General features: G+C 73.4%; 21 protein-coding genes. 9 read left to right on the forward strand and 12 right to left on the reverse strand.

All coding sequences use genetic code 11. The features are described from left to right. Positions 1-783: 783 nt before the first annotated feature. The gene (locus ACI79A_RS08565; protein ID WP_457081994.1) at positions 784-1,650 is read left to right on the forward strand and encodes an AraC family transcriptional regulator; all 867 of its coding nucleotides are present in this window, start codon (positions 784-786) and stop codon (positions 1,648-1,650) included. 170 nt (positions 1,651-1,820) lie between these two features. Here the strand turns inward: ACI79A_RS08565 and ACI79A_RS08570 are convergent, their stop codons facing one another. Further along, on the reverse strand, positions 1,821-2,543 hold the full coding sequence (locus ACI79A_RS08570; protein ID WP_457081996.1) for a hypothetical protein: 723 nt from the start codon (positions 2,541-2,543) through the stop codon (positions 1,821-1,823). Here ACI79A_RS08570 and ACI79A_RS08575 point away from each other — a divergent pair. Beyond that, positions 2,542-2,685, forward strand: coding sequence for a hypothetical protein (locus ACI79A_RS08575; protein WP_457081998.1), 144 nt, complete (start codon positions 2,542-2,544; stop codon positions 2,683-2,685). The genes ACI79A_RS08570 and ACI79A_RS08575 overlap by 2 nt on opposite strands. A 75-nt stretch (positions 2,686-2,760) precedes the next feature. Here ACI79A_RS08575 and ACI79A_RS08580 read toward each other — a convergent pair whose 3' ends face one another. The 3 genes from ACI79A_RS08580 to ACI79A_RS08590 are packed head-to-tail and all read right to left on the reverse strand — an operon-like array spanning position 2,761 to position 4,730. After that, positions 2,761-3,129 (reverse strand): VOC family protein, encoded by a 369-nt coding sequence (locus ACI79A_RS08580; protein WP_457082000.1) that lies wholly within the window; start codon positions 3,127-3,129, stop codon positions 2,761-2,763. Positions 3,130-3,184: 55 nt separating this feature from the next. Further along, positions 3,185-4,321, reverse strand: a complete 1,137-nt coding sequence (locus ACI79A_RS08585) for an RNA polymerase sigma factor (RefSeq protein WP_457082002.1) — start codon at positions 4,319-4,321, stop codon at positions 3,185-3,187. 1 nt (position 4,322) lies between these two features. After that, the gene (locus tag ACI79A_RS08590; RefSeq protein WP_457082004.1) at positions 4,323-4,730 is read right to left on the reverse strand and encodes a YciI family protein; all 408 of its coding nucleotides are present in this window, start codon (positions 4,728-4,730) and stop codon (positions 4,323-4,325) included. Positions 4,731-4,954: 224 nt separating this feature from the next. Here ACI79A_RS08590 and ACI79A_RS08595 point away from each other — a divergent pair, with 224 nt between their 5' ends. Next, a complete protein-coding gene (locus ACI79A_RS08595; RefSeq protein WP_457082006.1) occupies positions 4,955-6,154 on the forward strand; it encodes a DUF222 domain-containing protein in 1,200 nt (399 codons plus the stop codon). Between the two features lie 157 nt (positions 6,155-6,311). On the opposite strand, the gene ACI79A_RS08600 is transcribed toward ACI79A_RS08595, so the two are convergent. Then, positions 6,312-6,842 carry a MarR family winged helix-turn-helix transcriptional regulator gene (locus ACI79A_RS08600; protein ID WP_457082008.1) on the reverse strand — a complete coding sequence of 177 codons (531 nt, stop codon included), beginning with the start codon at positions 6,840-6,842 and terminating at the stop codon, positions 6,312-6,314. A gap of 166 nt (positions 6,843-7,008) precedes the next feature. Here ACI79A_RS08600 and ACI79A_RS08605 point away from each other — a divergent pair, with 166 nt between their 5' ends. Together ACI79A_RS08605 and ACI79A_RS08610 are read left to right on the forward strand one after the other, a co-directional pair. Beyond that, complete coding sequence (locus tag ACI79A_RS08605; RefSeq protein ID WP_457082010.1) at positions 7,009-7,446, forward strand: DoxX family protein; 438 nt, start codon at positions 7,009-7,011, stop codon at positions 7,444-7,446. Positions 7,447-7,557: 111 nt separating this feature from the next. Further along, positions 7,558-8,463: a dioxygenase family protein gene (locus ACI79A_RS08610; protein WP_457082013.1), complete on the forward strand. Its 906-nt coding sequence runs from the start codon at positions 7,558-7,560 to the stop codon at positions 8,461-8,463. Here ACI79A_RS08610 and ACI79A_RS08615 read toward each other — a convergent pair. After that, entirely contained in the window at positions 8,405-9,376 is a 972-nt protein-coding gene (locus ACI79A_RS08615) for a LysR family transcriptional regulator (RefSeq protein WP_457082015.1), read from the reverse strand. The genes ACI79A_RS08610 and ACI79A_RS08615 overlap by 59 nt on opposite strands. Positions 9,377-9,477: 101 nt before the next feature. On the opposite strand from ACI79A_RS08615, the gene mdlC reads away from it, so the two are divergent. Then, on the forward strand, positions 9,478-11,058 hold the full coding sequence (gene mdlC / locus ACI79A_RS08620; protein WP_457082018.1) for a benzoylformate decarboxylase: 1,581 nt from the start codon (positions 9,478-9,480) through the stop codon (positions 11,056-11,058). Positions 11,059-11,106: 48 nt separating this feature from the next. Here the strand turns inward: mdlC and ACI79A_RS08625 are convergent, their stop codons facing one another. Beyond that, a complete protein-coding gene (locus tag ACI79A_RS08625) occupies positions 11,107-11,802 on the reverse strand; it encodes an SDR family NAD(P)-dependent oxidoreductase (protein WP_457082020.1) in 696 nt (231 codons plus the stop codon). A 102-nt stretch (positions 11,803-11,904) separates the two neighbouring features. Between ACI79A_RS08625 and ACI79A_RS08630 the strand changes: the two genes are divergently transcribed. Further along, positions 11,905-12,738, forward strand: a complete 834-nt coding sequence (locus ACI79A_RS08630; protein WP_457082022.1) for a helix-turn-helix transcriptional regulator — start codon at positions 11,905-11,907, stop codon at positions 12,736-12,738. A gap of 3 nt (positions 12,739-12,741) precedes the next feature. Here ACI79A_RS08630 and ACI79A_RS08635 read toward each other — a convergent pair whose 3' ends face one another. Then, positions 12,742-14,211, reverse strand: a complete 1,470-nt coding sequence (locus ACI79A_RS08635) for an MDR family MFS transporter (protein WP_457082025.1) — start codon at positions 14,209-14,211, stop codon at positions 12,742-12,744. A 100-nt stretch (positions 14,212-14,311) separates the two neighbouring features. On the opposite strand from ACI79A_RS08635, the gene ACI79A_RS08640 reads away from it, so the two are divergent. Beyond that, positions 14,312-15,397, forward strand: a complete 1,086-nt coding sequence (locus ACI79A_RS08640; protein WP_457082027.1) for an NAD(P)/FAD-dependent oxidoreductase — start codon at positions 14,312-14,314, stop codon at positions 15,395-15,397. Between the two features lie 6 nt (positions 15,398-15,403). Here the strand turns inward: ACI79A_RS08640 and ACI79A_RS08645 are convergent, their stop codons facing one another. The 3 genes from ACI79A_RS08645 to ACI79A_RS08655 form a co-directional block, all read right to left on the reverse strand. Beyond that, on the reverse strand, positions 15,404-15,817 hold the full coding sequence (locus ACI79A_RS08645; protein WP_457082029.1) for a hypothetical protein: 414 nt from the start codon (positions 15,815-15,817) through the stop codon (positions 15,404-15,406). Positions 15,818-15,875: 58 nt separating this feature from the next. Continuing rightward, complete coding sequence (locus ACI79A_RS08650; protein WP_457082031.1) at positions 15,876-17,390, reverse strand: LCP family protein; 1,515 nt, start codon at positions 17,388-17,390, stop codon at positions 15,876-15,878. A 168-nt stretch (positions 17,391-17,558) separates the two neighbouring features. Further along, positions 17,559-18,893: a reverse transcriptase family protein gene (locus ACI79A_RS08655; protein ID WP_457082033.1), complete on the reverse strand. Its 1,335-nt coding sequence runs from the start codon at positions 18,891-18,893 to the stop codon at positions 17,559-17,561. Between the two features lie 271 nt (positions 18,894-19,164). Here ACI79A_RS08655 and ACI79A_RS08660 point away from each other — a divergent pair, with 271 nt between their 5' ends. Next, positions 19,165-20,121 carry a DMT family transporter gene (locus ACI79A_RS08660; protein ID WP_457082035.1) on the forward strand — a complete coding sequence of 319 codons (957 nt, stop codon included), beginning with the start codon at positions 19,165-19,167 and terminating at the stop codon, positions 20,119-20,121. On the opposite strand, the gene ACI79A_RS08665 is transcribed toward ACI79A_RS08660, so the two are convergent. Next, positions 20,111-22,219 carry a SpoIIE family protein phosphatase gene (locus ACI79A_RS08665; protein ID WP_457082038.1) on the reverse strand — a complete coding sequence of 703 codons (2,109 nt, stop codon included), beginning with the start codon at positions 22,217-22,219 and terminating at the stop codon, positions 20,111-20,113. The genes ACI79A_RS08660 and ACI79A_RS08665 overlap by 11 nt on opposite strands. Between the last annotated feature and the right edge of the window lie 123 nt (positions 22,220-22,342).

Raw genomic sequence — 22,342 nt, forward strand, 5'->3', positions numbered from 1 at the left:
AGGGTGACACCGGGACCTTGGTTGCCGATCACTTGCCCGCGCGGGTCGCCGAGTCATCACGGCCAGGGGCCCGTCAGTCTCCGCCCGGGGGCAGTATGGAGCGCGTCATCGAAGTCGACCAGGACCGCGGATCGCCTGGAGCCCGTCGAGTCGTCGGGGAGACCGAGGCGTTCGCAGCGATCGCGCGGCCCGGCGGCCGTGACGTCAAGAAGGTCTTGGCGTGGTGACCACGCGACCGCGGTGGCTGCGGCGGCCGAGCACCACCTCGGGATAGGACCTCGGCTGCGTGGGTGCGCCGATCGCGGCCCTCTGCGGGGTGTTCAAGCCGCAAGGCATGAGGTGTGTCGCTTCGTGATCTTGGAATCTCCAGCTGCGTGAGGAGTGCACGTGAGCCTCGCTCGGCGCCAGTGGGAACTGGAAGCCTCTTGGAAGGGCTGAACTCGGCGCGGCGCCTGACGCTGGACGGGGGAGCGGCGAGTTGCGCGGCCGTCAGCAGCGGCGCCGCTATCCGTGCAATTCGGTGGCTGAGCTGTCCCGGAATCCGCCCCGTCACCGGGCATGTCCGCGGGCGGGTCATACGAGACGGCCTCTCGTGGCTGACGACTTGACTTGCCCATTCCCGGTAGGGGTTCGGCTTACGGGACGTTCCTTCGCGGGGGATTGGGAGAGGCTGCTGCCCTCGGTCCAGCACGAAGTCGTGGGGCTGACCCGGCAGAATCGAACCGGAGAAGTCGGGCGGTGGGGATCTCGCGTCGACGAGGGTGGACGGTGAAGGGAGCGACCGTGATTGGGATCCTCAACCGCCTCGTCGATGAGATCGAGCAGCACCTCGGTGACGACCTCGACATCGACGAACTCGCCGGAACGATGGGAACGACGGGCCACCACGCCCGTCGCATGTTCTCGTCGCTGGCCGGGATGCCGGTGTCCGACTACGTGCGGCGGCGGCGGATGACCGTTGCTGCGACTGATGTCGTCGGGGACGAGGATCTGCTCACGATCGCCGTGCGCTACGGATACGGTTCGACCGAAGCCTTCGGGCGGGCGTTCCGTTCCGTGCACGGCGTGAGCCACGGCGATGTCCGTCGCAACGGTGGCCCCCTTCGCAGTCAACCGCTACTCAGGTTTCGCCTGACCGTCGAAGGGAGCACTCCCATGGATGCCCGAATCGTCGAACGCCCCACCTTCCGTCTGATCGGCCACGCCGTTCGGGTGCCGCTGATTTACGAGGGCGTCAACCCGCACATCCAGCGGCACATCGAGTCGCTGCCCGCCTCCGAGCACGAGCGTCTCAAACAGCTCAGCAACACCGACCCTTCGGGGCTGCTCCAAGTCAGTGCCGATGTCGACCCCGACTACACCGAGGGAAGTGAACTGACCTATCTGCACGGCGTGGCGGTCCGCGCCGAGGCTCAGGTTCCCGAGGACCTCGACACGATCGACGTCGACGCGGGCACGTGGGTGGTCTTCCGAACCTCTGGTCCGCACCCGGCGGCTCTGCAAGAGGCGTATGCGGCGTCCGCAACAGAGTGGTTCCCCTCCAACCCGTGGCGGCTCCGCCCCGGCCCCTCAGTCGTCTCGGTGCTCGACCACGCCCCGGACTTCAGCACGGCGACGTGCGAGATCTGGATCCCCATCGAGCGCGCCTGAGCGAGATGCGGGCCGGGCTCCAGCATTTCTGGAGTCCGGCCCGGCGGCATGTGCTGCACCCGAGAGCATCCCGTACAGGTCGTGTCTACTGGTAGGTACCGCACGACGATGGGCTACCGGGCACTGCCCGGCGAGGCGCTGATTCGGCAGAGCTGGACGCAGCGCTCGAGCTAGTCGTGAGCGGGCGTCTGGTCCTCTACTTCCTCGAGCGCATCGCTCGCCGCGATGGTGACGTCGACGTCCTCGAGATAGTCCAAGCAGAGTTGTCCGAAAGGCGTGATCACCCAACCTGCAGTTGCCGGCGAGCCGGGCCGCTTTAACTGATGCGGCTTCTTGTTGCTAGGAATTTTCCCGTTCCTGGGTGGATTGAGCAGGAGGTCGGTGATCTTGTTCACCTCCTCCTGCATCTCGATGATCAATCTATCGATCCGGATGGTCTCCGAACCGTCATCAGCGACAGCCATTCCGGCCCGCTCGAGGACTGACAGCACGGCTCGAACCGATGCCCGGCTGAGCCGGCTCTCCTCAGCCAGCGACATCGGACGCCGTCCGCGAGTAGTTGTGATTCGGCTCCGGAGACCGGTCGCCTGGGTACGAGTGCGTGCCCGCTCGGGTCCCAGGTGAGTGAGGACCTTGATGTGCGGGGCCTCAACTTCGCCGAGGGCTGCTACGACGAGCTGCTCCTCGTCTGGCCGCGCCACATCGTCGCGTAGCCCGTTCGCCAACGCCCGGGCGAGAGCCCGGATCTTCTGCTCATTGACCGTGCGGGCCGCAGCGAACAGGGCCTCGGCCAGCAACTGCGCCGACTGAGGCGACCGGGTAGCTAGCTCGACCACGTCATTGGGACTGCGGCCCAACCGACGTGAGGCATCGTCGAGAACCTGGGGCGGCATGCTGGCCAGCGGAGCGCGGTACGTGGAGCTCGCGCCCTGGCTGATCCTCGCGCCCGGCATCGTCCTGTCGATCGCGGTCTTCGCCCTCAACCTGCTCGGGGACGCGCTGCGCGACTTCTTCGACCCCCGCCTCCAGCGTTGATCGCCTGTTGGCCAGCCCCTGGCTGCTCACCCCAGCCTGCCCAGCCAGCCCTCGGCGGTCGGCCAGGGCACCGTCTCAGCTGCTCGTCGGGCACTGCAGGTTGACCGGGTTGCCGTCCGGGTCGAGCACGTGCGCCACCCGCATGCCCCAGGCCATGTTCGTCGGCCCACCGGTCACGGAGCCACCGTGCGAGCGCACGGCGTCCAGCAGGGCGTCGACGTCCGGGACGTCGATCCCCAGCAGCACCCGGTTGCCGGCGGGCGGCTCGGCCTCCCGGATGAGTCCGAGCGTCGAGTCACCGATGCGCAGGCTGAGGAAGAAGGGCGGATCGCCGTCGTCCTCCGGCGGGGTCCGCTCGACCACCTGCGCACCCAGCGCGGCGACGTAGAAGTCCCGCAGCCGTTCCGGGTCGGCGGTGAGCACCATGGGCAGGATGGTGGGCACGGGATCTCCTCCGGGTCGGTCGTCTCCCGGTACGGACTCCGGGTCGGCGCAGAAGTCATCGGGAGTTGAGGCGGGCCGCCTGCCGGGTGAGGTGGTCGCGTTCGGCGGCGTTGGGTGCCTTCGCCGCGGCCTTGGCGTACAGCCGCGCCGCCGTCGGCAGGTCGCCGTCCTTCTCGTGCAGGTGAGCCTCGACCGCCGTGTAGCGGGGCACCGAGGCGTCCACCGACGCCAGCGCCGCCAGACCCGCACGCGCGCCGTCCGCCTCACCGACCGCCACCGCGCGGTTGAGCCGCACCACAGGGCTGTCCGTCAGCTTCGCCAGCTCGTCGTACCACTCGACGATCTGCACCCAGTCCGTCTCCTCGGTGGTCCGGGCGTCGGCGTGCAGCGCCGCGATCGCCGCCTGCGCCTGGAACTCGCCCAGTCGGTCCCGGGCCAGCGCTGCCTGCAGCACGTCGACTCCCTCCGCGATCAGCGCGGTGTCCCAGAGCCGCCGGTCCTGCTGAGCTAGCGGCACCAGGCTCCCGTCGTCCGCGGTGCGGGCCGCCCGCCGAGCGTGGTGCAGCAGCATCAGCGCGAGCAGCCCGGCCACCTCCGGGTGGTCGACCACCGCCGCGAGCTGCCGGGTCAGCCGGATCGCCTCCGCCGCCAGGTCGACGTCCCCCGAGTAGCCCTCGTTGAACACCAGGTACAGCACCCGCAGCACGGTGGCGACGTCGCCGGACACGTCGAACCGGACGCCGGCGACGGCGCGCTTGGCCCGGCTGATCCGCTGGGCCATCGTCGCCTCCGGCACCAGGTACGCGGCGGCGATCTGGCGGGTGGTCAGCCCGCCCACCGCGCGCAGGGTCAGCGCCACCGCCGACGACGGCGTCAGCGACGGGTGCGCGCACAGGAAGTACAGGTGCAGCGTGTCGTCGGCCGACGGCACCGGCCCGGGCGCCGGCTCCTCGTCGACAAGCTCCTCGCGCCGGCGGCGGGCCGCCGCCGACCGGGTCGCGTCGAGGAACCGGCGCCAGGCCACGGTCACCAGCCAGGCCTGCGGATCCCGCGGCGGGTCGGCCGGCCAGCTGCGCACCGCCTCGACCAGCGCGTCCTGGACGGCGTCCTCGGCCGCCGCGAAGTCGGCCCCGCGGCGGACGAGGACGCCGATCACCCCCGGGATCAGACCCCGGAGCAGGACGTCGTCCACGTCACTCGGTGACGGTGGGCGGCGCACCCAGGAACGGCCGCAGCTCCAGCCACTCGCGGATCGGCTCGCCGCCCGGGCCGGGGGCCGCCGACAGCTCGCCGGCCAGCTCGACGGCCCGCTCCTGGGTGTCGACGTCGATCACCATCCAGCCGGCGATGAGGTCCTTGGTCTCGGCGAACGGGCCGTCGGTGACCGGCGGGCGGCCCTCGCCGTCGTACCGCACCCACAGGCCCTCGGGCGCGAGCGCCTGGCCGTCGACGAACTCGCCGGTCTCGGTCAGCTTCGTCGCGAAGTCGCTCATGTACTGGACGTGGGCCGAGACCTCGTCCGGCGTCCACTGGTCCATCGGCGCGCAGTCGAGCGACTTCGACGTGCTCCGGTAGTGCTTGAGCAGCAGGTACTTGGCCATCGTGGTCCTCCTCGGTGTGCTGCGGCCCATCGTGGCCGCGGACACCCCGGGGACGGAACCGGCTGCGTGTTCTCGACATCGGGCGATCGCCCGGGGGCGACCGGCCGCCTGTCAAGGCCTCCGACTGATCTGTGGACAGGCTTCTGACCTGCGAATTCGTGCTGTCGGCGGCCGCTCGGACCGGCATTCTTCGTACACACGTTCGAATCGACGGGAGGTGCTCGGTGAGCGAGTTGACGTCGGCGCTGGATGCCCTCGCGGCCGAGGGCCTGCACGGTTTGACCGATGGTGAGGTGCTGGACCGGACGGGGTTGCTGGTGGCCGTGGCGAACCGGGTGGCTGCGGAGCTGACCCGCACGGTGCGGCACGCGGAGGCCACCCAGGCGGCGGAGCGCGACGGGCTGAAGAGCATGCGGTCGTGGTTGATCGGGCACGTGCGGCTGGCGCCGGTCGAGGCGTCGCGGATCGTGCGGTCTGGGCGGGCGCTGGAGCACTTCCCCGTGCTGGCCGAGGGGTTCGCGGCCGGTGTGGTGACTGCGGCGCAGGTGAACGTGCTGGCGGAGAGGGTCGGCCCTGGTGAGGTGGCGAAGGCCCACGAGCAGGGCATCGACCTCGCGGAGTTCGACCGGACCTGGGCGGTGATCGCCGCCGGTGCGCCACATGAGTCGTTGAAGGTTGCGGTGCAGCTGTTCGAGGACGCCCTGGATCCTGACGGGCCGGAGCCGGACCCGACGGAGGGTCGGCGGTTCACCATCGTCAAGCACGCCGACGGCAGCGTCACGGGTCGGTTCGAGCTGGATGCCGTGGGTGGGGAGAAGGTGCAGGCCGCGATCGAGTCCCACGTGCAGGCCGACCGGCCGAAGGGGGACACCCGGAACCGGTCCCAGCAGCAGGCTGATGCGTTCGTGCAGGTGTGTGACAACCAGCTGGCCTCGGGCAACCTGCCGACGCTGCGGACGGTGAAGCCGCACGTGGTGCTGCAACTGGACCTGGACGCTGCGGTCGACCCGGCCACCGGCCCCGGCGCCGCGCAGACCGGATTCGGGGCCAGCATCTCCGCCGCCCGGGCGCGGTGGCTGGCGTGCGACGGCAGCATCTCCCGGATCGTGATGGGCCCCGACGGCACTCCACTGGACCTGGGTCGGGACCACCGGGTGGTCACCCCGGGACTGCGCAAGGCGGTGGAGCGGCGGGACAAGGGGTGCGTGTTCACCGGGTGCGGTGCGCCGACCTGGTGGTGCGACGTCCACCACCTCATCCACTGGCTGCACGGTGGTGAGACGTCGTTGAACAACTCAGCCCTGCTGTGTGAACGTCACCACACCAAGGTCCACCACGGGTTCCGGGTCCAGCGACAACCCGATGGCCGATGGCGCACCTGGCGCCCCGACGGCACCGAGATCCTCATCGGACCCCTGCTCTGACCTGCTCGTCACCCGCGTCCGGACGCAGCCCCGCTGCGCCCGGACGTCGGTGTGCACGTCGGTCCCCCCTGCTGAGCCGGTCTGCCGCCGGCGGGTGAGTGGACGGTCCCGAGGCGGCCGGTGAGCCCCGGCTGGTCGCCCCGGTCGGACGCCGTCGTCAACCCTCGGTAGTCCCCTCCGACGGCGGGGACCCGTCGGACTCGTCGTACCGGGTGTAGATGGCGGCCATCGAACCGGACGGGTCCAGCCGGGCGAGGACGGCGTCGCCGATTGCGGCGAGCTGGTCGATCTGCTCCACGTCGAGGGCGTCGATGACGTGGTGCCGGACGGTGGCCGCGTGGCCGGGGGCTGCCTCCTGCACCTTCGCCCAGCCCGGGCCGGTGAGCCGGGCGTTGGTCGCCCGCCGGTCCTCCGGGCAGGGGGCGCGCTCGACCAGGCGGCGGGTCTCCAGCCGGCTGACCACGTGCGAGAGCCGGGGGAGGGTGGCGTTGGTGTGCCGGGCCAGCTCGGTCATCCGCAGGCTCCGGTCGCGTGCCTCGGAGAGCACTGCCAGCACGTAGTACTCGAAGTGCGTGAGGTCGGAGTCCCGGCGCAGCTGCGCATCCAGCGCACCGGGCAGCAGCTCGAGTACGCCGATGAGGCGTACCCACGCGCGCATCTCACGCCGGTCGAGCCAGGGGGTCTCCATGGCACCATCCTCAACCCGCATGGTTGTAGAAACAAGTTCCCTCGGGCATGCTCTCACTTGTAACGACAACCAATGCCCTTGGCACGCCTCGCGGCCGGCCTCCGCGCCGGCCCGGGTACCCGGCCGACACCTGCACCCCGACCGCCCTCGCACCGACAGGAACCTCATGACCTTCCCCGCCCCCGCCCGAGACGTCGCCCTTCTGCTGACCCGCGTCGCCGTGGGCGTGGTGTTCTTCGCCCACGGCTGGCAGAAGCTGTTCACCAACGGCATCGACGGCACCGCCGCCTTCTTTGCGGAGATCGGCGTGCCCGCCGCGACCGCCGCTGCATGGCTGGCCGCGATCGTCGAGCTCGTCGGCGGCGCCGCCCTCGTCGTCGGACTGGCCGTGCCGGTCGTCGGGCTGCTGCTCCTGGTCGACATGGTGGGTGCGTTCGCGTTCGCCCACGCCGGGTCCGGCCTTTTCGTCGACGCGGGCGGCTACGAGTTCGTCCTGGTGCTCGGCGCTGTGTCCCTCCTGCTCGCCGTCATCGGCGCGGGGCGCTACAGCATCGACCACCTGATCGCCGACCGCCGGCGGGTGGCGCAGCCCGCGGGCGCCTGACGCAGTGCTCCGGTGGGCCGGGCAGCTCGCGAGAGGCTGCCCGGCCCGCTCCGACCGTCCCGGTCGCCTTCGGGCACTTCCGCCTTCGCGTCACGACCACCGAGGAGTCTCATGACCACGCTCAGCACGACCGCGACCGCCGACGCGCGCATCCCGGCCGCGCACCCGTTCGCCGCCCACCTGCGCCGGGTCGCCGCGCTGGAGGTGGAGTCGCCGCACCGGCCCTGGACGCCGGAGGACGGGCCGCTGCCCAGCTTCTACCTGTCCCACGGCGGCGGGCCCATGCCCTTCCAGAGCCCCGCGTGGCTCGACCCGCTGCACGACTGGGCTCGTGCCCTGCCCAAGCCGCGAGCGATCCTGGTGGTGTCCGCCCACTGGGAGTCCGCGCCGCTGTCGGTCAGCGCCGACCGGCCCGACGAGCTGGTCTACGACTTCGGCGGCTTCGACCCGATGTACCACGGGTTCCGCTACGACACTCCCGACGCCGGCGAGCTCGCGCGGCAAGTGGTCGGGCTGACGCCGGACACCACGCAGGTGCACCAGCACACCCGACGCGGGCTGGACCACGGCGCCTGGGTGCCGCTGAAGATCATGTACCCGACCGCCGACGTCCCGGTGCTGCAGCTGTCGCTGCCCACCGAGGACCCTGACGAGCTGCTGTCGCTGGGCGCCCGGCTGCGACCACTGCGCGAGCAGGGCGTGCTGGTCGTCGGCTCGGGCCACATGACCCACGGCCTGCCCTTCCTGACCCGGGAGATGCTCGTGGAGAACCGGGTGCCCGGGTGGTCGGCGGACTTCGACGCGTGGGCCGCCGACGCGCTGGCCCGCGGCGCGGTCGACGAGCTCGCCCGCTTCCGCACCGCGGCACCCGGCATGCCCTACGCCCATCCGACCGTGGAGCACTTCACCCCGCTGTTCGTCACCCTCGGCGCGGCCACCGACCCCACCGCACCGGTGGTCACCCGCCTGGACGGCTACGGCGTCGGCCTCTCCCGGCGGTCCTTCCAGACGGCCTGACGGCAGCGGGAGGCGTCGGCGCGGCGAGGTGGCGGTGCAGGACGTCGACCAGCCAGCGCTGCGCCGGCGTCCGGGACGCCTCGGGCCGGGCGTACAGCGCGATCTCCAGCGGTTCCAGCGGGATCGGCAGCGAGAGCAGCCGCACCGGGTGATGGTCGGTGAACGCCCGCCCCACGTACGACGGCACGATCGCCACCAGGTCCGACTCCGCCACCAGGTAGGGCAGCACGGAGAACTTCGACACCTGCAGGGCGACGTGGTCGAGCAGGTCCAGCGTCTCCAGCGCCAGCTTCGGCCCCACGTGCCCGGTCGCGCTGTCGACCAGCACGTGCCGCTCCGCCCGCAGCTCCTCGACGGTGACGGCGCTGCCGGCCAGCCGAGGGTGCGCCGAGCCCACCATCGCCAGGTAGCCCTCCGCGAACAGCGGGATCCGCCGCAGCTGCGGGGACGACAGGATGGGCGTCGCCACGAACGCGTCCAGCTGCCCCCGCGCGAGCTCCGCCGGCGACGCCGCCAGGTCCAGTGGCCGCACCGTCAGTGACACCCCCGGCGCCTCCGCCCGCAGCGGACCCACCAGCCGGGGCAGCAGCGCAGCCTCGCCCAGGTCGGACAACGCGATGGTGAAGCGGGCCTGGGAGAACGCCGGGTCGAACGCCGACGACGGGTCCACCGCCGCCGAAATCCCGGCCAGCGCCTGCCGCAGCGGCTCGTACAGCCGGTCGGCCACCACCGTCGGCTCCAGCCCGCCCCGCCCGCGCCGGAACAGCTCGTCGTCGAACCGCCGGCGCAGCTTCCCGAGGCTGTAGCTCACCGTCGGCTGGGTCACGTGCACCGCCTCGGCCGTCGCCGTCACGCTGCGCGTCTCGTACAGCAGCACGAACACCCGCACGAGGTTCAGGTCGAAGTCCGCCACATCGACAGTGTCTATCCAGCCATCCGCGACGCATCTATTGGATCGCTGTCAGGGTCAGCGCCTACCGTGAGCGCGACCACACCGACCAGCGAGGGGGATCAGTGCTGATCCGCACCGTGGCCCACGAGTTCCTGCGCCGGCAGGGCCTGACGACGATCTTCGGCAACCCGGGCTCCAACGAGCTGCCGTTCCTCGCCGAGCTGCCCGGCGAGTTCCGCTACGTGCTCGGCCTGCACGAGGGCGCCGTCATCAGCATGGCCGACGGCTACGCCCAGGCCACCGGCCGCCCCGCGCTGGTCAACCTGCACGCCGCCTCCGGCTCCGGCAACGCCATGGGCGCCCTCACCAACGCCGTCTACTCCCGGACGCCGCTGGTGCTCACCGCCGGTCAGCAGGTGCGCTCGGCCATCGGCCTGGAGGCGATGCTCTCCAACGTCGACGCCGCGCAGCTGATGCGGCCGCTGGTCGGCTGGGCCGCCGAGCCCGCCACCGCCGCCGACGTTCCGCGCTCGCTGGCCCAGGCCGTCTTCGAGGCCCAGCTGCGCCGCCGGCCCAGCTACCTCTCCATCCCGTACGACGACTGGACCGTCGAGGCCGACCCGAACGCCGCCGCGGTGCTCGACCGCGACGTCGAGCGCTCCGCGTACCCCGACCCCGCCCAGCTCGACCGGCTGGTCGCCGAGGTGCAGGCTGCCCGCAACCCCGCGCTCGTCCTCGGCGGCGACCTCGACACCGACGGCCTCTTCGACGAGGCCACCGCGCTCGCCGAGCGGATGGGCGCCGACACCTGGGCCGCGCCCAGCACCTTCCGGATGCCCTTCCCGAACCGGCACCCGCTCTTCCGCGGCGTCCTGCCCGCCGGCATCGCGCCCATCTCGGAGGCGTTCGCCGGCCACGACCTCGTGCTCGTGCTCGGCGCTCCGGTGTTCCGCTACCACCAGCACGTCCCCGGCGACCTGCTGCCCGCGGGCACCCGCCTGGTGCAGGTCACCGACGACGCCGAGGCCGCCTCCCGCGCACCGATGGGCCGCGCCCTGGTCACCGACCCCGGCGCGGTGATCCGCGCGCTGCTCAAGGCGCTGCCCGAGCCGCCCGAGCAGACCCGCGAGTACACGCCCCCCGCCGAGCCGGCGCAGCCGAAGTCCGACGACGTGCTGCACCCCGAGCAGGTGTTCGCCGCGCTCCGCGACACCCAGCCCGCCGACACCCGCTACGTCGTCGAGTCGACCTCGACCAGCAGCGCCTGGTGGCGGCAGATCGACCTGCGTCGCGGCGCCTCCTGGTTCTGGCCGGCCTCCGGCGGGCTCGGCTTCGGCCTGCCCGCCGCCGTCGGCGTCGCCCTCGCCGACGCCGACCGGCCCGTCGTCGGCGTCATCGGCGACGGCTCGGCCAACTACGGCATCACCGCGCTCTGGACCGCGGCGCAGCACCAGCTGCCGGTCACCTTCGTGTTGCTCCGCAACGGCACCTACGGCGCGCTGCAGTGGTTCGCCGACGTGCTCGGCACCCCCGACGCCCCCGGCACCACCATCCCCGGCATGGACTTCACCAAGATCGCCGAGGGCTACGGCGTGGCCGGCGTCCAGGCCGCCGACGGCGAGCACCTGCGCGCGCTGCTCGCCGAGCCGACGCAGACCCCGCGGCTGATCCAGGTCGACACCGAGACCACCCGGCCGCACTGACGAGCGGCCCGGCCGTGGCGCCCGCGAGGGGCGCCGCGGCCGGGCTGGTCACCAGCCGACGGCGCCGTGCCGGTCGGTGAAGGTGCCGGTCGGGCCGTCGGCCCCGATCGTCGCCATCGCGACGATCGCGTCGGTGCCCTCGGTGACGGTCTGCGGGCCGGCGTGGCCGTTGAAGTCGGTGGCCGTGTAGCCCGGGTCCACGGTGTTGATCCGCAGCTCCGGGAGGAACTGGGCGTACACGGCGGTGAGCATGTTGACCGCCGCCTTGCTCGCCGAGTACCCGACCGAGGGCACCGAGTGTTCGATCCTGGACTCGTCGGACCGCGCGGCGAACGAGCCCAGCCCGCTGGACACGTTCACGATCACCGGCGCCGCCGACTCCCGCAGCAGCGGCAGGAACGCGTGCGTGGTCCGGACGGTACCCACCGTGTTCGTGTCGAGCACCGCCAGCAGATCCGGTCCGGTGTAGTCCTCCACCGCGCCGATCGGCCCCGGGATGCCCGCGTTGTTGACCAGCACGTCCAGCCCGCCGAAGCGCTCCCGCACCGCGGCCGCCGCGGCCGCCACCGACTCGTCGGAGGTCACGTCCAGCTGCACCCAGTCCACGCCGAGCTCCTCGGCCGCTCGGCGCCCGCGTTCCGGGTCGCGGGCGCCGATCACCACCCGGTGCCCGTGCTCCTTCAGCCGCCGGGCCGTCTCGTAGCCCAGGCTCTTGTTCCCGCCGGTGATCACTGTCGTCGTCATGCGACCGACGGTGCCCCCGTCCGGGCCACGCCGGATGGTCACGTTCGACCGTGGGAACGGCAGTACCACCCATCTCGCCGCCGCGGGGTCGATCATGGGTGCATGACCGACCGCGGGGAACTGGCCACGCTGCTGCGCGCGTGGCGGGAGCGCCTGCAACCGGCCGCCGTCGGCTTCCCGGCCGGGCAGCGCCGCACCGCGGGCCTCCGCCGGGAGGAGGTCGCCCTGCTGGCCGGCCTGTCGGTCGACTACCTCGTCCGGCTGGAGCAGGGCCGGGCCGAGCGGCCCTCGGCGCAGGTCGTCGGCTCGCTCGCCCGGGTACTGCAGGTCGGCGACTGCGAGCGCGACCAGCTGTACCTCGCCGCCGGCCTGCCCGCGCCGGCCGCGAGCGCCGTGCCGACGCACATCCCCGGCAGCGTGCAGCGGCTGATCGCCCGCCTGCCGGACGTCGCCGTCAGCGTCTGGACCGCGCACTGGACGCTGCTCACGCTCAACGCCGCCGCGGAGGCGTTGCTCGGTCGCGTCCAGCCGGGGGAGAACCTGATCGCCGCGCAGTTCGCCGGCCGGACCCCGCAAGTCGTGTGGGCCCCCGCCGAGGAGGAACGGCACGAGCGCGCCCTCGTCTCCGACCTGCGCACTGCGGCGATTCGGTACCCCGACGACGTGTCGGTGCGGGCGCTGCTGGCCGAGCTGCACGGCAACGACCGGTTCGCGCGGATGTGGGCCGAGGGCACGGTCGTGGAGCACCGGTCGAAGAGCAAGACCTTCGCCCACCCGGCCGTGGGGCCGGTGACGCTCGACTGCGACATCCTCACCGCGAACTGCACGGACCTGCGCATCGTCACCTACACCGCCGAGCCGGGCACCGAGGACGCGTCCCGGTTCGACCTGATCCGCACCCTCGGGGTGGCCGGGCTCAGCAGCGCGCCGGCCTGACCGTCACGCGGCGGCGGTGGGCCCCGCCGGCGCCGGCTCGGCCGGGGTGGGCTCGGTGGAGCGCTCCTCCCGGGGCATGAGCGCGACGGCGATCAGCAGCAGCACCGCCACGCCCGCCGTCGCGATGAACACGGAGTGCACCGCGCCGGTGAGCGCCTCCGCGCCGACGGCCGCCGACTCCAGCGACGCCGAGCCCAGCGTCCCGTTCACCACGGCGCCGAAGGCGGCGACGCCGAGCGCGCTGCCCATGGAGCGGAAGAACATGTTGGTGCCGGTGACCACGCCGCGCTGCTGCCAGCCGACCGCCGACTGCGCCGCGATCAGCGTCGGCGCCGCGGTGAGCCCCATGCCCAGCCCGATCACGAAGCACGTCGCGCCCACCTGGACGACGCTGGAGGAGGCGTCCAGGAGCAGCAGCAGGGCGGCGCCGGCGACCACGACGACCGACCCGAGCAGCGCGGTGGCCCGGATGCCGATCCGCAGGTACAGCCGCCCGGACTGGGAAGCGGAGATCGGCCACCCGATGGTCAGCGCGGCGAGCGCGAACCCGGCCACCAGCGGGCCGGTGCCCAGCGCCTCCTGCACGTAGGTGGGCACGTAGGTGGTCAGCCCGAGCAGCACCGCGCCGACGGCGGCGGACACCAGGCTCGTGGTCAGGATCAGTCGGTGCCGGAACAGCGCCAGCGGGACGACGGGGTCGGCGGCTCGGCGCTCGATGAGCACGAACACGGCGAGCAGGACGACGCCGGCGGCGAGGACGGCGATGCTCTGCGGCGACGCCCAGGCCCACGCCTGCCCGCCCTCCAGCAGCCCGAGCACCAGCAGGGTGAGGCCCACGGTGAGCACGCCCGCCCCGGCGTAGTCGATCCGCGGCCGGCTGCGGGTGACCGTCTCGGTGAGCCGGCGCCCGATCATCACCGCCGCGAGCAGGCAGAACGGGACGTTGACGAAGAAGATCCACCGCCAGCTGACGTACTCGGAGAAGACCCCGCCCAGCGTCGGGCCGACCACCGAGCTGATCGCCCACACGCTGGCGATGTAGCCCTGCACCCTCGCCCGCTCGGCCAGCGAGTACAGGTCGCCGACGATCGTCATCGCCATCGGCTGGACCGCCCCGGCCCCCAGCCCCTGCAGGGCACGGAAGGCGATCAGCGAGCCCATGCTCCAGGCGAACCCGCAGAGCACCGAGCCGAGCAGGAACAGCCCGATGCCGACCAGCATCACCGGCTTGCGGCCGAACAGGTCGGCCAGCTTGCCGTAGACCGGCACGGTGACTGCCTGGGCCAGCAGGTAGATGGAGAACAGCCAGGGGAACTCGGCGAAGCCGCCGACGTCGTCCACGATCGAGGGGACGGCGGTGGCGATGATCGTCGAGTCGATCGCCACCAGCGCCGTCGCGAGCATGACGCCGATCAGCACCGGCCCCCGCTCGGAGCGGAAGCCGACCCCCGCCGTCGCCGTCGTCGTCGTCACGCTGCTCCTCGTCCCCGGGTGGCCCGCCGCGCCTGGCAGGTGGTGAGAGCAACCAACCACACCCGCCGGACATGCCGGGCGTGGATGGGAGCCTGGCCACATGGGTCCGCAGATGCAGGTGGTCGTCGTCGGTGGGGGAGCGCTGGGGGTGTCGGCCGCGGCGCACCTGGCCGACCGGGGTGCCCGGGTCACGCTGGTGACGGACGGCGAGCTGGCCGGCGGTGCGTCGGGGCGGTCGCTGTCCTGGCTGAACTCCGCCGGCGCGTTCCCCGCCGAGTACCACCGGTTGCGGATGGCCGGGCTGGCGCGCTACCGCGCTCTCGATGTCCCGTGGGTGCGCTTCGACGGTGGCATCCGCTGGGGCGACGGCGTCCGGGAGTCCTACGCGCACCACCGGGAGATCGGCTACCCGGGCGAGTGGCTGACGCCGGACGAGGTCACCGACCGCACCCCGGGTCTGGACGTCGCCGCGCTGCCCGACGACGGCGTCGTGCTCAACCCCGGCGAGGGCTGGGTCGACCTGCCCTCGCTCATCGCCCACCTGGCCCGCGAGCTGGTCGCCGCCGGGGGACGGGTGCGCACCTCCGCCGGCCGCTGCCAGGCCGTGGTCGAGGGCGGCCGCGTCACCGGCGTGCGCACCGGCGCCGGCGACGTCGTCCCGGCCGACGCGGTCCTGCTCGCCACCGGGGCGGAGGTGCCCGCGGCGCTCGCCGAGCTGGGTGTGGTGGTCCCGGACGCGACCTCGAACGCCCTGCTGGTGCGCACCCCGCCGGTCGGCCACGCCCTCCGCGCCGTGCTCAACACCCCGCGGGTGGCCCTCCGCCCCGCGCCCGGCGGGTCGCTGGTGATGGACGCCGCCTGGTCGGAGGAGGAGGTGGTCCGGCGGGACGACGGCAGCTTCGAGGTCCGCGACTCCACCGTCCAGGGCCTGCTCACCGAGGCGTCCCGGCTGCTCGCCGGCCACCCCGCGTTGACCGCGGAGGCGATCGGCGTGGGCCGCAAGCCGATCCCCGGCGACGGCCATCCCGTGCTCGGTGCGGTGCCCGGGGTGGCCGGGCTGCACGTCGCGTTCACGCACAGCGGCGCGACGCTCGCACTGATCGCGGGCGAGCTGCTCGCCGGCGAGATCACCGATGGGGAGCCGAGCCCGCTGCTGGCCGCGTTCCGGCCCGACCGGTTCGCCTGAGCGGCGCTAGGACTCCTCTACCTCCACCCCGGGTGAGCCGGCGACGATCTCGCGCTCGACGGCGGCGAAGCCGTACCGGACCGGCACCATCAGCGGCCGCCCCGTCCGGAGCTCGATCACGGCGAGCGTGTCGGAGAGCCGGCTGCGCCGGATGCGCGCGACGTCCAGCAGGGGGACGGCGCCTGCGCGCAGCGGTGTCGCCCAGTGCAGCTGGGCGCCGGTGACCTCCAGCTCCACGCAGGTCCGGACCAGGAACCACCAGGCGTTCCAGCCCAGGGCGCCCAGCCACAGCAGCAGGAAGAGCAGCGGCGGCCCCTGGCCCTGCGCGGTGGCGATGATCAGCCCCACCGCGACGACGCCGAAGACGGCGAACAGGAGCGGGATCAGCCACCGTGCGCCTCGGAACGGTCGGTAGCTCACGCGGGGGTCCTCTCGTCGATCACCCGCAGAGTGTGCCGCGCCCCCGAGGTGGACCCGGTCAGTTGATGCAGCTCGAGTCGGCTGCCGTCCGCTCGGTGGTGGCGTAGCCGCCGGGCGCGGCCGCCGGTGCGGGGGCGGTGACCGCCTCGCCGATGCCGTTGAAGTCGGTGCCGATGACCAGGCGGAGGGTGCCCGCGGGCAGGCTGTCGTCGACGGCCACCGCCACGCCGGGCAGCTGGGCGGCGACGAGCGCAGCCGCAGCCTCGTCCCCCGCGCGGTGGCTGACCGTCGTCGTCGCCGTGGCATCGGCGTTGCCGCCGTTGTCCGCCCCGAAGCCGGCGCCGACCAGCGCCTCCGCGGTGGTCGCGGCCGCACCGGAGACGCCGGAGCCGTTGAGGACGCTGACGGTCACCGACGACGGCGACACCGACGGGGCGGCGCTCGTCGGCGCCGGCGACGGCGGCTCCTCCGCCGGTGCGGCGTTCAGCGAGGCGAAGAACTCGTTGAGCACCTCCTGGCTCGGCGGCTCGAGCACGTCGGCGCCGTCGATCCGGGCGTCGTCCAGCCCGGGGATGGTCTGGAAGGTGATGTTCCCCAGCTGCACGTTCTGCATCTGGGCGGCCAGGTCAAAGACGTCCAGCCCCTGGTCGAAGGTGACGCTGCTGCCCACCTGCTCCACGATCGCCTTCTGCTTGCCCGGGTTGAACAGCAGGTCGGAGGAGAGGATGTTGCGCAGCATGCCGGCGATGTAGACCTGCTGGCGGACGACCCGGTCGAGGTCGGACCGCGGCAGCCCGTGGCGCTGGCGGACGAACTTCAGCGCGTCCGCCCCGCTGATCGACTGGACGCCGGCCGGGAAGTCCGCGCCGGACAGCGGGTCGCTGGTGGCCTGGCACAGGTTCACCTCCACCCCGCCGACGATCGAGCTCAGGTTGATGAAGCCCAGCAGGTTGATCTCGGCGAAGTGGTCGATCTCCAGGCCGGTGAACTGGCTGACCGTCTGGATGAGCAGCTGCGCCCCGGCGGCGTCCTTCTCGGCCTCTCCGCCCGGCGCGGCGTTGTAGCCGCGGGCGTAGGCGGAGTTGAGCCGCCCCTGGCCGTAGCCCGGGATGGACACGTAGGTGTCCCGGGGCAGCGAGACGAACGAGGCAGCCGATCCGTCGGCGGGCACGTGGACCAGCATCATCGAGTCGGTGTTGAGCACCCCGTCCGGGTCGCCGGTGCTGAACTCGGCCTGCTGCTCGGGGGTCAGGCCCTTGCGGGAGTCCATCCCGACCAGCAGCAGGTTCATCTCGGCACCGGCGTGCTCGTCGCCGTTGACGTCGACGTTGCCGGTGGCCGGGATCGCGTCGGTGCGGCTCACGCTCGCCTCCGCGACGCGCACCAGGTACCAGCCCCAGCCGCTGCCGGCCAGCACCAGCGCGCTGAGCACCGCGGCGATCGAGCGGGCCACCACCGTGGCCCGCGCCGAGTTCCACGACCTGCCGCCGGCTGACCCGCCGCCCCGGGACGGCGCCCGACCCGCGCGGGGGTCGAGGTGCCCGGGCAGCCGACGCCGCTCGTCCCGGGTCACTGCCCGTCCTCGCCCCGCCCGGCGATCGGAGCGCACGCCGCCCGCCCCAGTCGCCCGCCGAACGCACTGCCTGTCAGTTCCGCCACCACCGACTCCACCCTGCCACCGCGATGGCGGTGACCGGGGGCCTGCCCCGCCGGACCAGCGGGTGCGACCCGGTGAACCGCCTCACGTGCTCCAGTCGATGCGGTCGGCCAGCCGGCGCGCTCGCGCGCCGAACGCCGGGTCGATCGACGCCGCCCACGCCACCCGGCCCAGCACGTGGTCGCGGAACGTCGCCGGGTCGCGGTCGCGGACCTGCGACCGCCAGCCGCGCACCGCGCAGTTGTGCAGCAGTGCCCGCAGCGCGTCCCGCTCGGGCCGCGGCAGCGTCGGGTGCACGTTCACCACCGCACCCAGCACCGACTGCCGCCCCGCCGCTGCCGTCGACCGGGTCTTGGCCGCGTTCAGCCGGAAGCCCTCCTCGGCCACGACCTCCCCGGCCAGCGCCTCGAACCGGCCTCGGTCCAGGCCGCGGTCGCCGCTGAACGTCAGGTCGTCGACGTACCGGGTGTACTCGGCGCCGAACGACGCGGCCAGCCCCGCCAGCCGCCGGTCCAGCCGGAACGCGACCAGGTTCGCCAGCGCCGGCGAGGTCGGCGCCCCCTGCGGCAGGTGCGGCACGGCCAGCCGCCGGCCGACCCGGAAGTGCCGGTCGACATCGGCCGGCACGGGCACCGCCGCCCACACCGACCGCGGCACGACCGTCGTCACCAGCCCCGTCACCGCGTGCGCCACCGGCTCGGGCAGCCCGCCGACCGTGCGCAGCAGCGCATGCACCCGCTCCGCCGGAATGCTCGGGAAGAACGCCTCCAGGTCCAGCTGCAGCACCACGGCCGCTCCCGCGTGCGGCGCCACCGCCGTCCGCACCGACCGCCCCGGCACGCACCCGTGTGCCGCCCCGTGCACCGGCAGCGGGCCCACCACGTGCCGCAGCAGCCGGCGCTGCGCCTCCTTCAGTCGCGGCTTCGGCGCGGCCACCAGCCGGGTCCGGTCCGGTGAGGAGAGCGCGGTCCACCGGTAGTGCCGCAGCGGCTCCCGCACCGTGCGCTCCAGCCGGTGCGCATCGGCGAACCAGGCCAGCTCGCCGGCGTCCAGGTCCAGCAGCCGGGCCAGCGCCGCCAGGTCCGGCAGCTCCGTCACCCCGTACCGGCGGAACGCGACGTCGGTGGTCGTCGGCTGCCAGCGCACCACCCGGGGCTGGGGCACCACCGTCCAGCCGCGCCGCCAGCCCTCCGTCGTCCGGACGAACGCCGCGAGCTCCCGCGGCCGGTCCACCGGGGCGTCGCGGTAGGCGGCCAGCACCTCACCGACCAGCGTGCCCACCCACCGCGGCGCCCGGGGCAACCCGAGCGCGACCGCCGTCCGCCGGACCATCTCCCGCCGCCGCCAGCGGCCGCCCAGCAGCGCCACGGCGACGCCGGAGGCGGTGCTCGCCGCCCGCCGCCCGGTCGGCACCGTCACCGGCGGGGTGTGCGACGGGGCGGCCAGCCAGCCCCTGATCGAGGCGTCAGCAGGTGCGCGGAGCGCACGGCCGGGCGGGTGACGAGATGCTGAGCAACGACACGACCCCCGGGGTTGCCCCGGGGTGACCGGACCACGCCGGTCGTCCTGCCCGCCCCGTCGCACACCCGGCCCACCGTAACGGTCCGAGGGCGTGACGGAAGTGCCTGCTGGGCCGCGGCTCCCGGCCGCCACTCGGCCAGGTCGGCGATCGTGTGGTGGACTCGCCGACGTGACCGCGGCCATCGTCCTGGCGCTGCTGTCGGCGTGTGCCTTCGCCACCTCCACCGTGGTGCAGCACCGGTGCGCGACGTCTGCGGGGGAGTCGCTGCCCGACGGTGCCGTGCTCCGGCTGGTCGGTCGGCTGGTCCGGCACCGCGGCTGGCTCCTCGGTCAGCTCGCCGCCCTGGTCGGCTTCCTGCTGCACGCCGCCGCGCTGACGTTCGGCCCGGTCGTCATCGTCCAGCCGCTGCTGTCCGGCGGGCTCGTGCTCTCCCTGGCCCTCGGTGCGCTGATCGACCGGCGGCACCCCGGCCGCACCCTGCCCGACCGCGGGCAGTGGGTCGCCGCGGCGCTGGTGGTGCTCGCGCTCGCCGTCTTCGTCGTGTCCGCGAGGCCCGACCACGGATCGCGGTTCGCCGACCCGCCCCCGCTGCTCGCCTGCCTCGGCGCCGGTGCGGCGATCATGGTGCTCGCCGCCCTGTGGGCGCTGCGCCCGTCGTCGCCGCACAAGGCGCTCGCCCTCGGCATCGCCGCCGGGTTCGGCTTCGGCATGACCGGGCTGCTGCTCAAGGACGTCGTCGCGCACCCGCCCGCCGAGCTGCTGACCTCCTGGACCACGTACGTGTTGCTGGCCAGCGGCGCCGCGTCGATCGTCTTCGCCCAGTGGGCGTACCAGTCCGGTGCCTTGATCGAGATGCTCCCGGCCATGGCCGTGCTCGAGCCGCTGGTCGCCGTCGGCCTGGCCACCCTGGTCTACGACGAGCGCCTGCAGCCGGGCCTGCTCGCCACCGCCGGCCAGGTGTTCGGCGTGGTCGCGCTGGTCGTCGGGGTGGCGGTGCTGGCCCGGCGGTCGGCGGCCCAGGAGGAGTCGGAGGTGCCGCTCGTGCTGCCGCCGCCGGCGACCTTCGCCGTTCCGCACTCCATCGAGCAGCACGAGCACACGCCGGGCCGGGGCGTCAGCCGCTGATCGGCGTCGCGGGATCGTCCGGCAACCCCTCGGGCACCCGGTTGGGGCCCGCCTCGGAGGGCCGCGGCCGGTCCTGCGGGTGCAGCCGGACGGCGACCAGCGCGACGTCGTCGTCCGGCTTGCCCTCGACCAGCCGCTCGATCAGCTCGTCGCACAGCTCCTGCAGCGGCCGGCCGGCGAGCTCGGCGAGCGCGGTGCGCAGCCGGTCCAGGCCGGTGTCCAGGTCGGCGTCGCGGCGCTCGATGAGCCCGTCGGTGTAGAGCAGCACGGTCGCGCCCCGGTCCAGGGTGACGACCGAGTCGGTGCGCACCGCCCGGGGGTCGACGCCCAGCAGCAGGTCGGCCTTCCAGTCGGCGAGCACCGCCACGCTGCCGTCGGGGTGGAGCGCCAGCGGCGGCAGGTGCCCGGCGTTGGCCCAGATCATCCGGGTCACCCCGCGTGCGCGCTCGTCGTCGGTCTGCTCGAACCGGGCGACGGCGGCGGTGGCGATGGTGTCCAGCTGCAGCACCGCCATCGCCGCGTCCAGCCCGCGCAGCACCTCGGCCGGGGGCGCGTCGCTGTAGACGGCGATGCCACGCAGCAGGCTGCGCACCTGGCTCATCGCGGCGGCGGCCGCGGTGTCGTGGCCGACGACGTCGCCGATGACCAGCATCGTCGACCCGTTGGGCTGCAGGAACGCGTCGTACCAGTCGCCGCCGACCCGGGCGGCCTCGGCGGCGGGGAGGTAGCGCACCACGATCTCGGCGTGGTCGGGCTCGGGCGGGTCGGTGAGCAGGCTGCGCTGCAGGCCCTCGGCCATCTGCTGCTGCTGGCTGAACAGCCGTGCGTTGTCCAGCGCCAGCCCCGCCCGGTCGGCGACGTCCTGGGCGACGGAGACGTCCTCGTCGGTGGGCTCGTGCCCGTCGGCGTAGAACAGGGTGAGCAGGCCGAGGGTGCGACCGCGGGCGCGCAGCGGCAGGGCGACCTCGCTGCCCGGGGCGAGCACCGTGATCAGCTCCCGGGCAGGGCCGACGGGCAGCAGCAGAGCCACGTCCTCACCGCGGAAGGACACCGCCTCGTCGGAGTACAGCGCCCGCGCCACCGGCGCGGTCACCGGCATGGCGTCCAGCCGGACGTCGGCGTAGCGCTCCAGCAGGGCGCGACTGGCCGGGTTCACGTGCCAGCTGCCGACGTCGCGGGGCTGCCCGTCGTCGTCGATCACCGTGACGATGCAGAAGTCCGCCAGCGCCGGGACGACGATCCGCGGCAGCCGCGCCGTGGCCGCCTGCACGTCCAGGGTGCCGGTCAGCTCGGCGCTCACCTGGGCGAGCAGGGCCAGCCGCCGGGCGGCGCGCTCGGCGCGGTTCTGGGCCTCCCGGCGCTCGGTGACCTCCAGGAAGTAGACCGACAGACCCTCCGGGGTCGGCCAGGCCCGCAGCTCGTACCAGCCGTTGAGCGGCGCCGGGTAGTGCGCGTCGAACGCGATCGGCTTCCCCGTGGTCACCGCCTCGTGGAACCGGTTCTCGAACAGGCTGTTGACCGCAGCGGGGAAGGCCTCCCACACGACCCGGCCGAGCAGTTCCTCGCGGGAGTGCTGCAGCAGGCGCTCGGCCTCGGCGTTGACGTGGGTGAACCGCCACTCGGGGTCCAGCGAGTAGAAACCGGCCGGCATCGCCTCCAGCACCCGGGTCACCCGCGCCTCGCCGTCGAGGGCGGCGGTGACGTCGGAGGCCACGCCGATGAGCCGGGCGGCAGCGCCGTCGGCGCCGGGCAGCGCCTTGCCCCGGGCGGAGACCCAGCGGGATCCCGCCCCCGGCACGACGATGCGGTAGACCGCGTCGAACTCACCGCACTCGGCGACCGCCGTCTGCAGCGCCTCGGTCACCCGGGGCAGGTCGTCGGGGTGCACCCGGTCGTTGAACGCCTCGATCGTCTGCTCGAAGGTGGCGGCGCCGTACCCGAACAGCTCGATCAGCCGCTCGTCCCAGACCAGCCGCTTGCTGGTCAGGTCCCAGTCGAACGTGCCGATGTCGGCCGCCGCGATCGCCAGCTGGGCGCGCAGCTGCGCGGCCTCCTGGTCGGCGCCCGACGCCCCGCCGACTCCGGTCGGCTCAATCACAGTCACCATCCACGTCGATGCCCCGGCGCGCGCCGAAGAGTTACGGCTCGCTGTTGAGCACCTGACACCGAGTTATGTCACGCGCGACCGGCAGACGCAACCACCTGGACGCAGATCACGTCC

It is taken from the genome of Modestobacter sp. SYSU DS0657 (genome assembly GCF_054050925.1).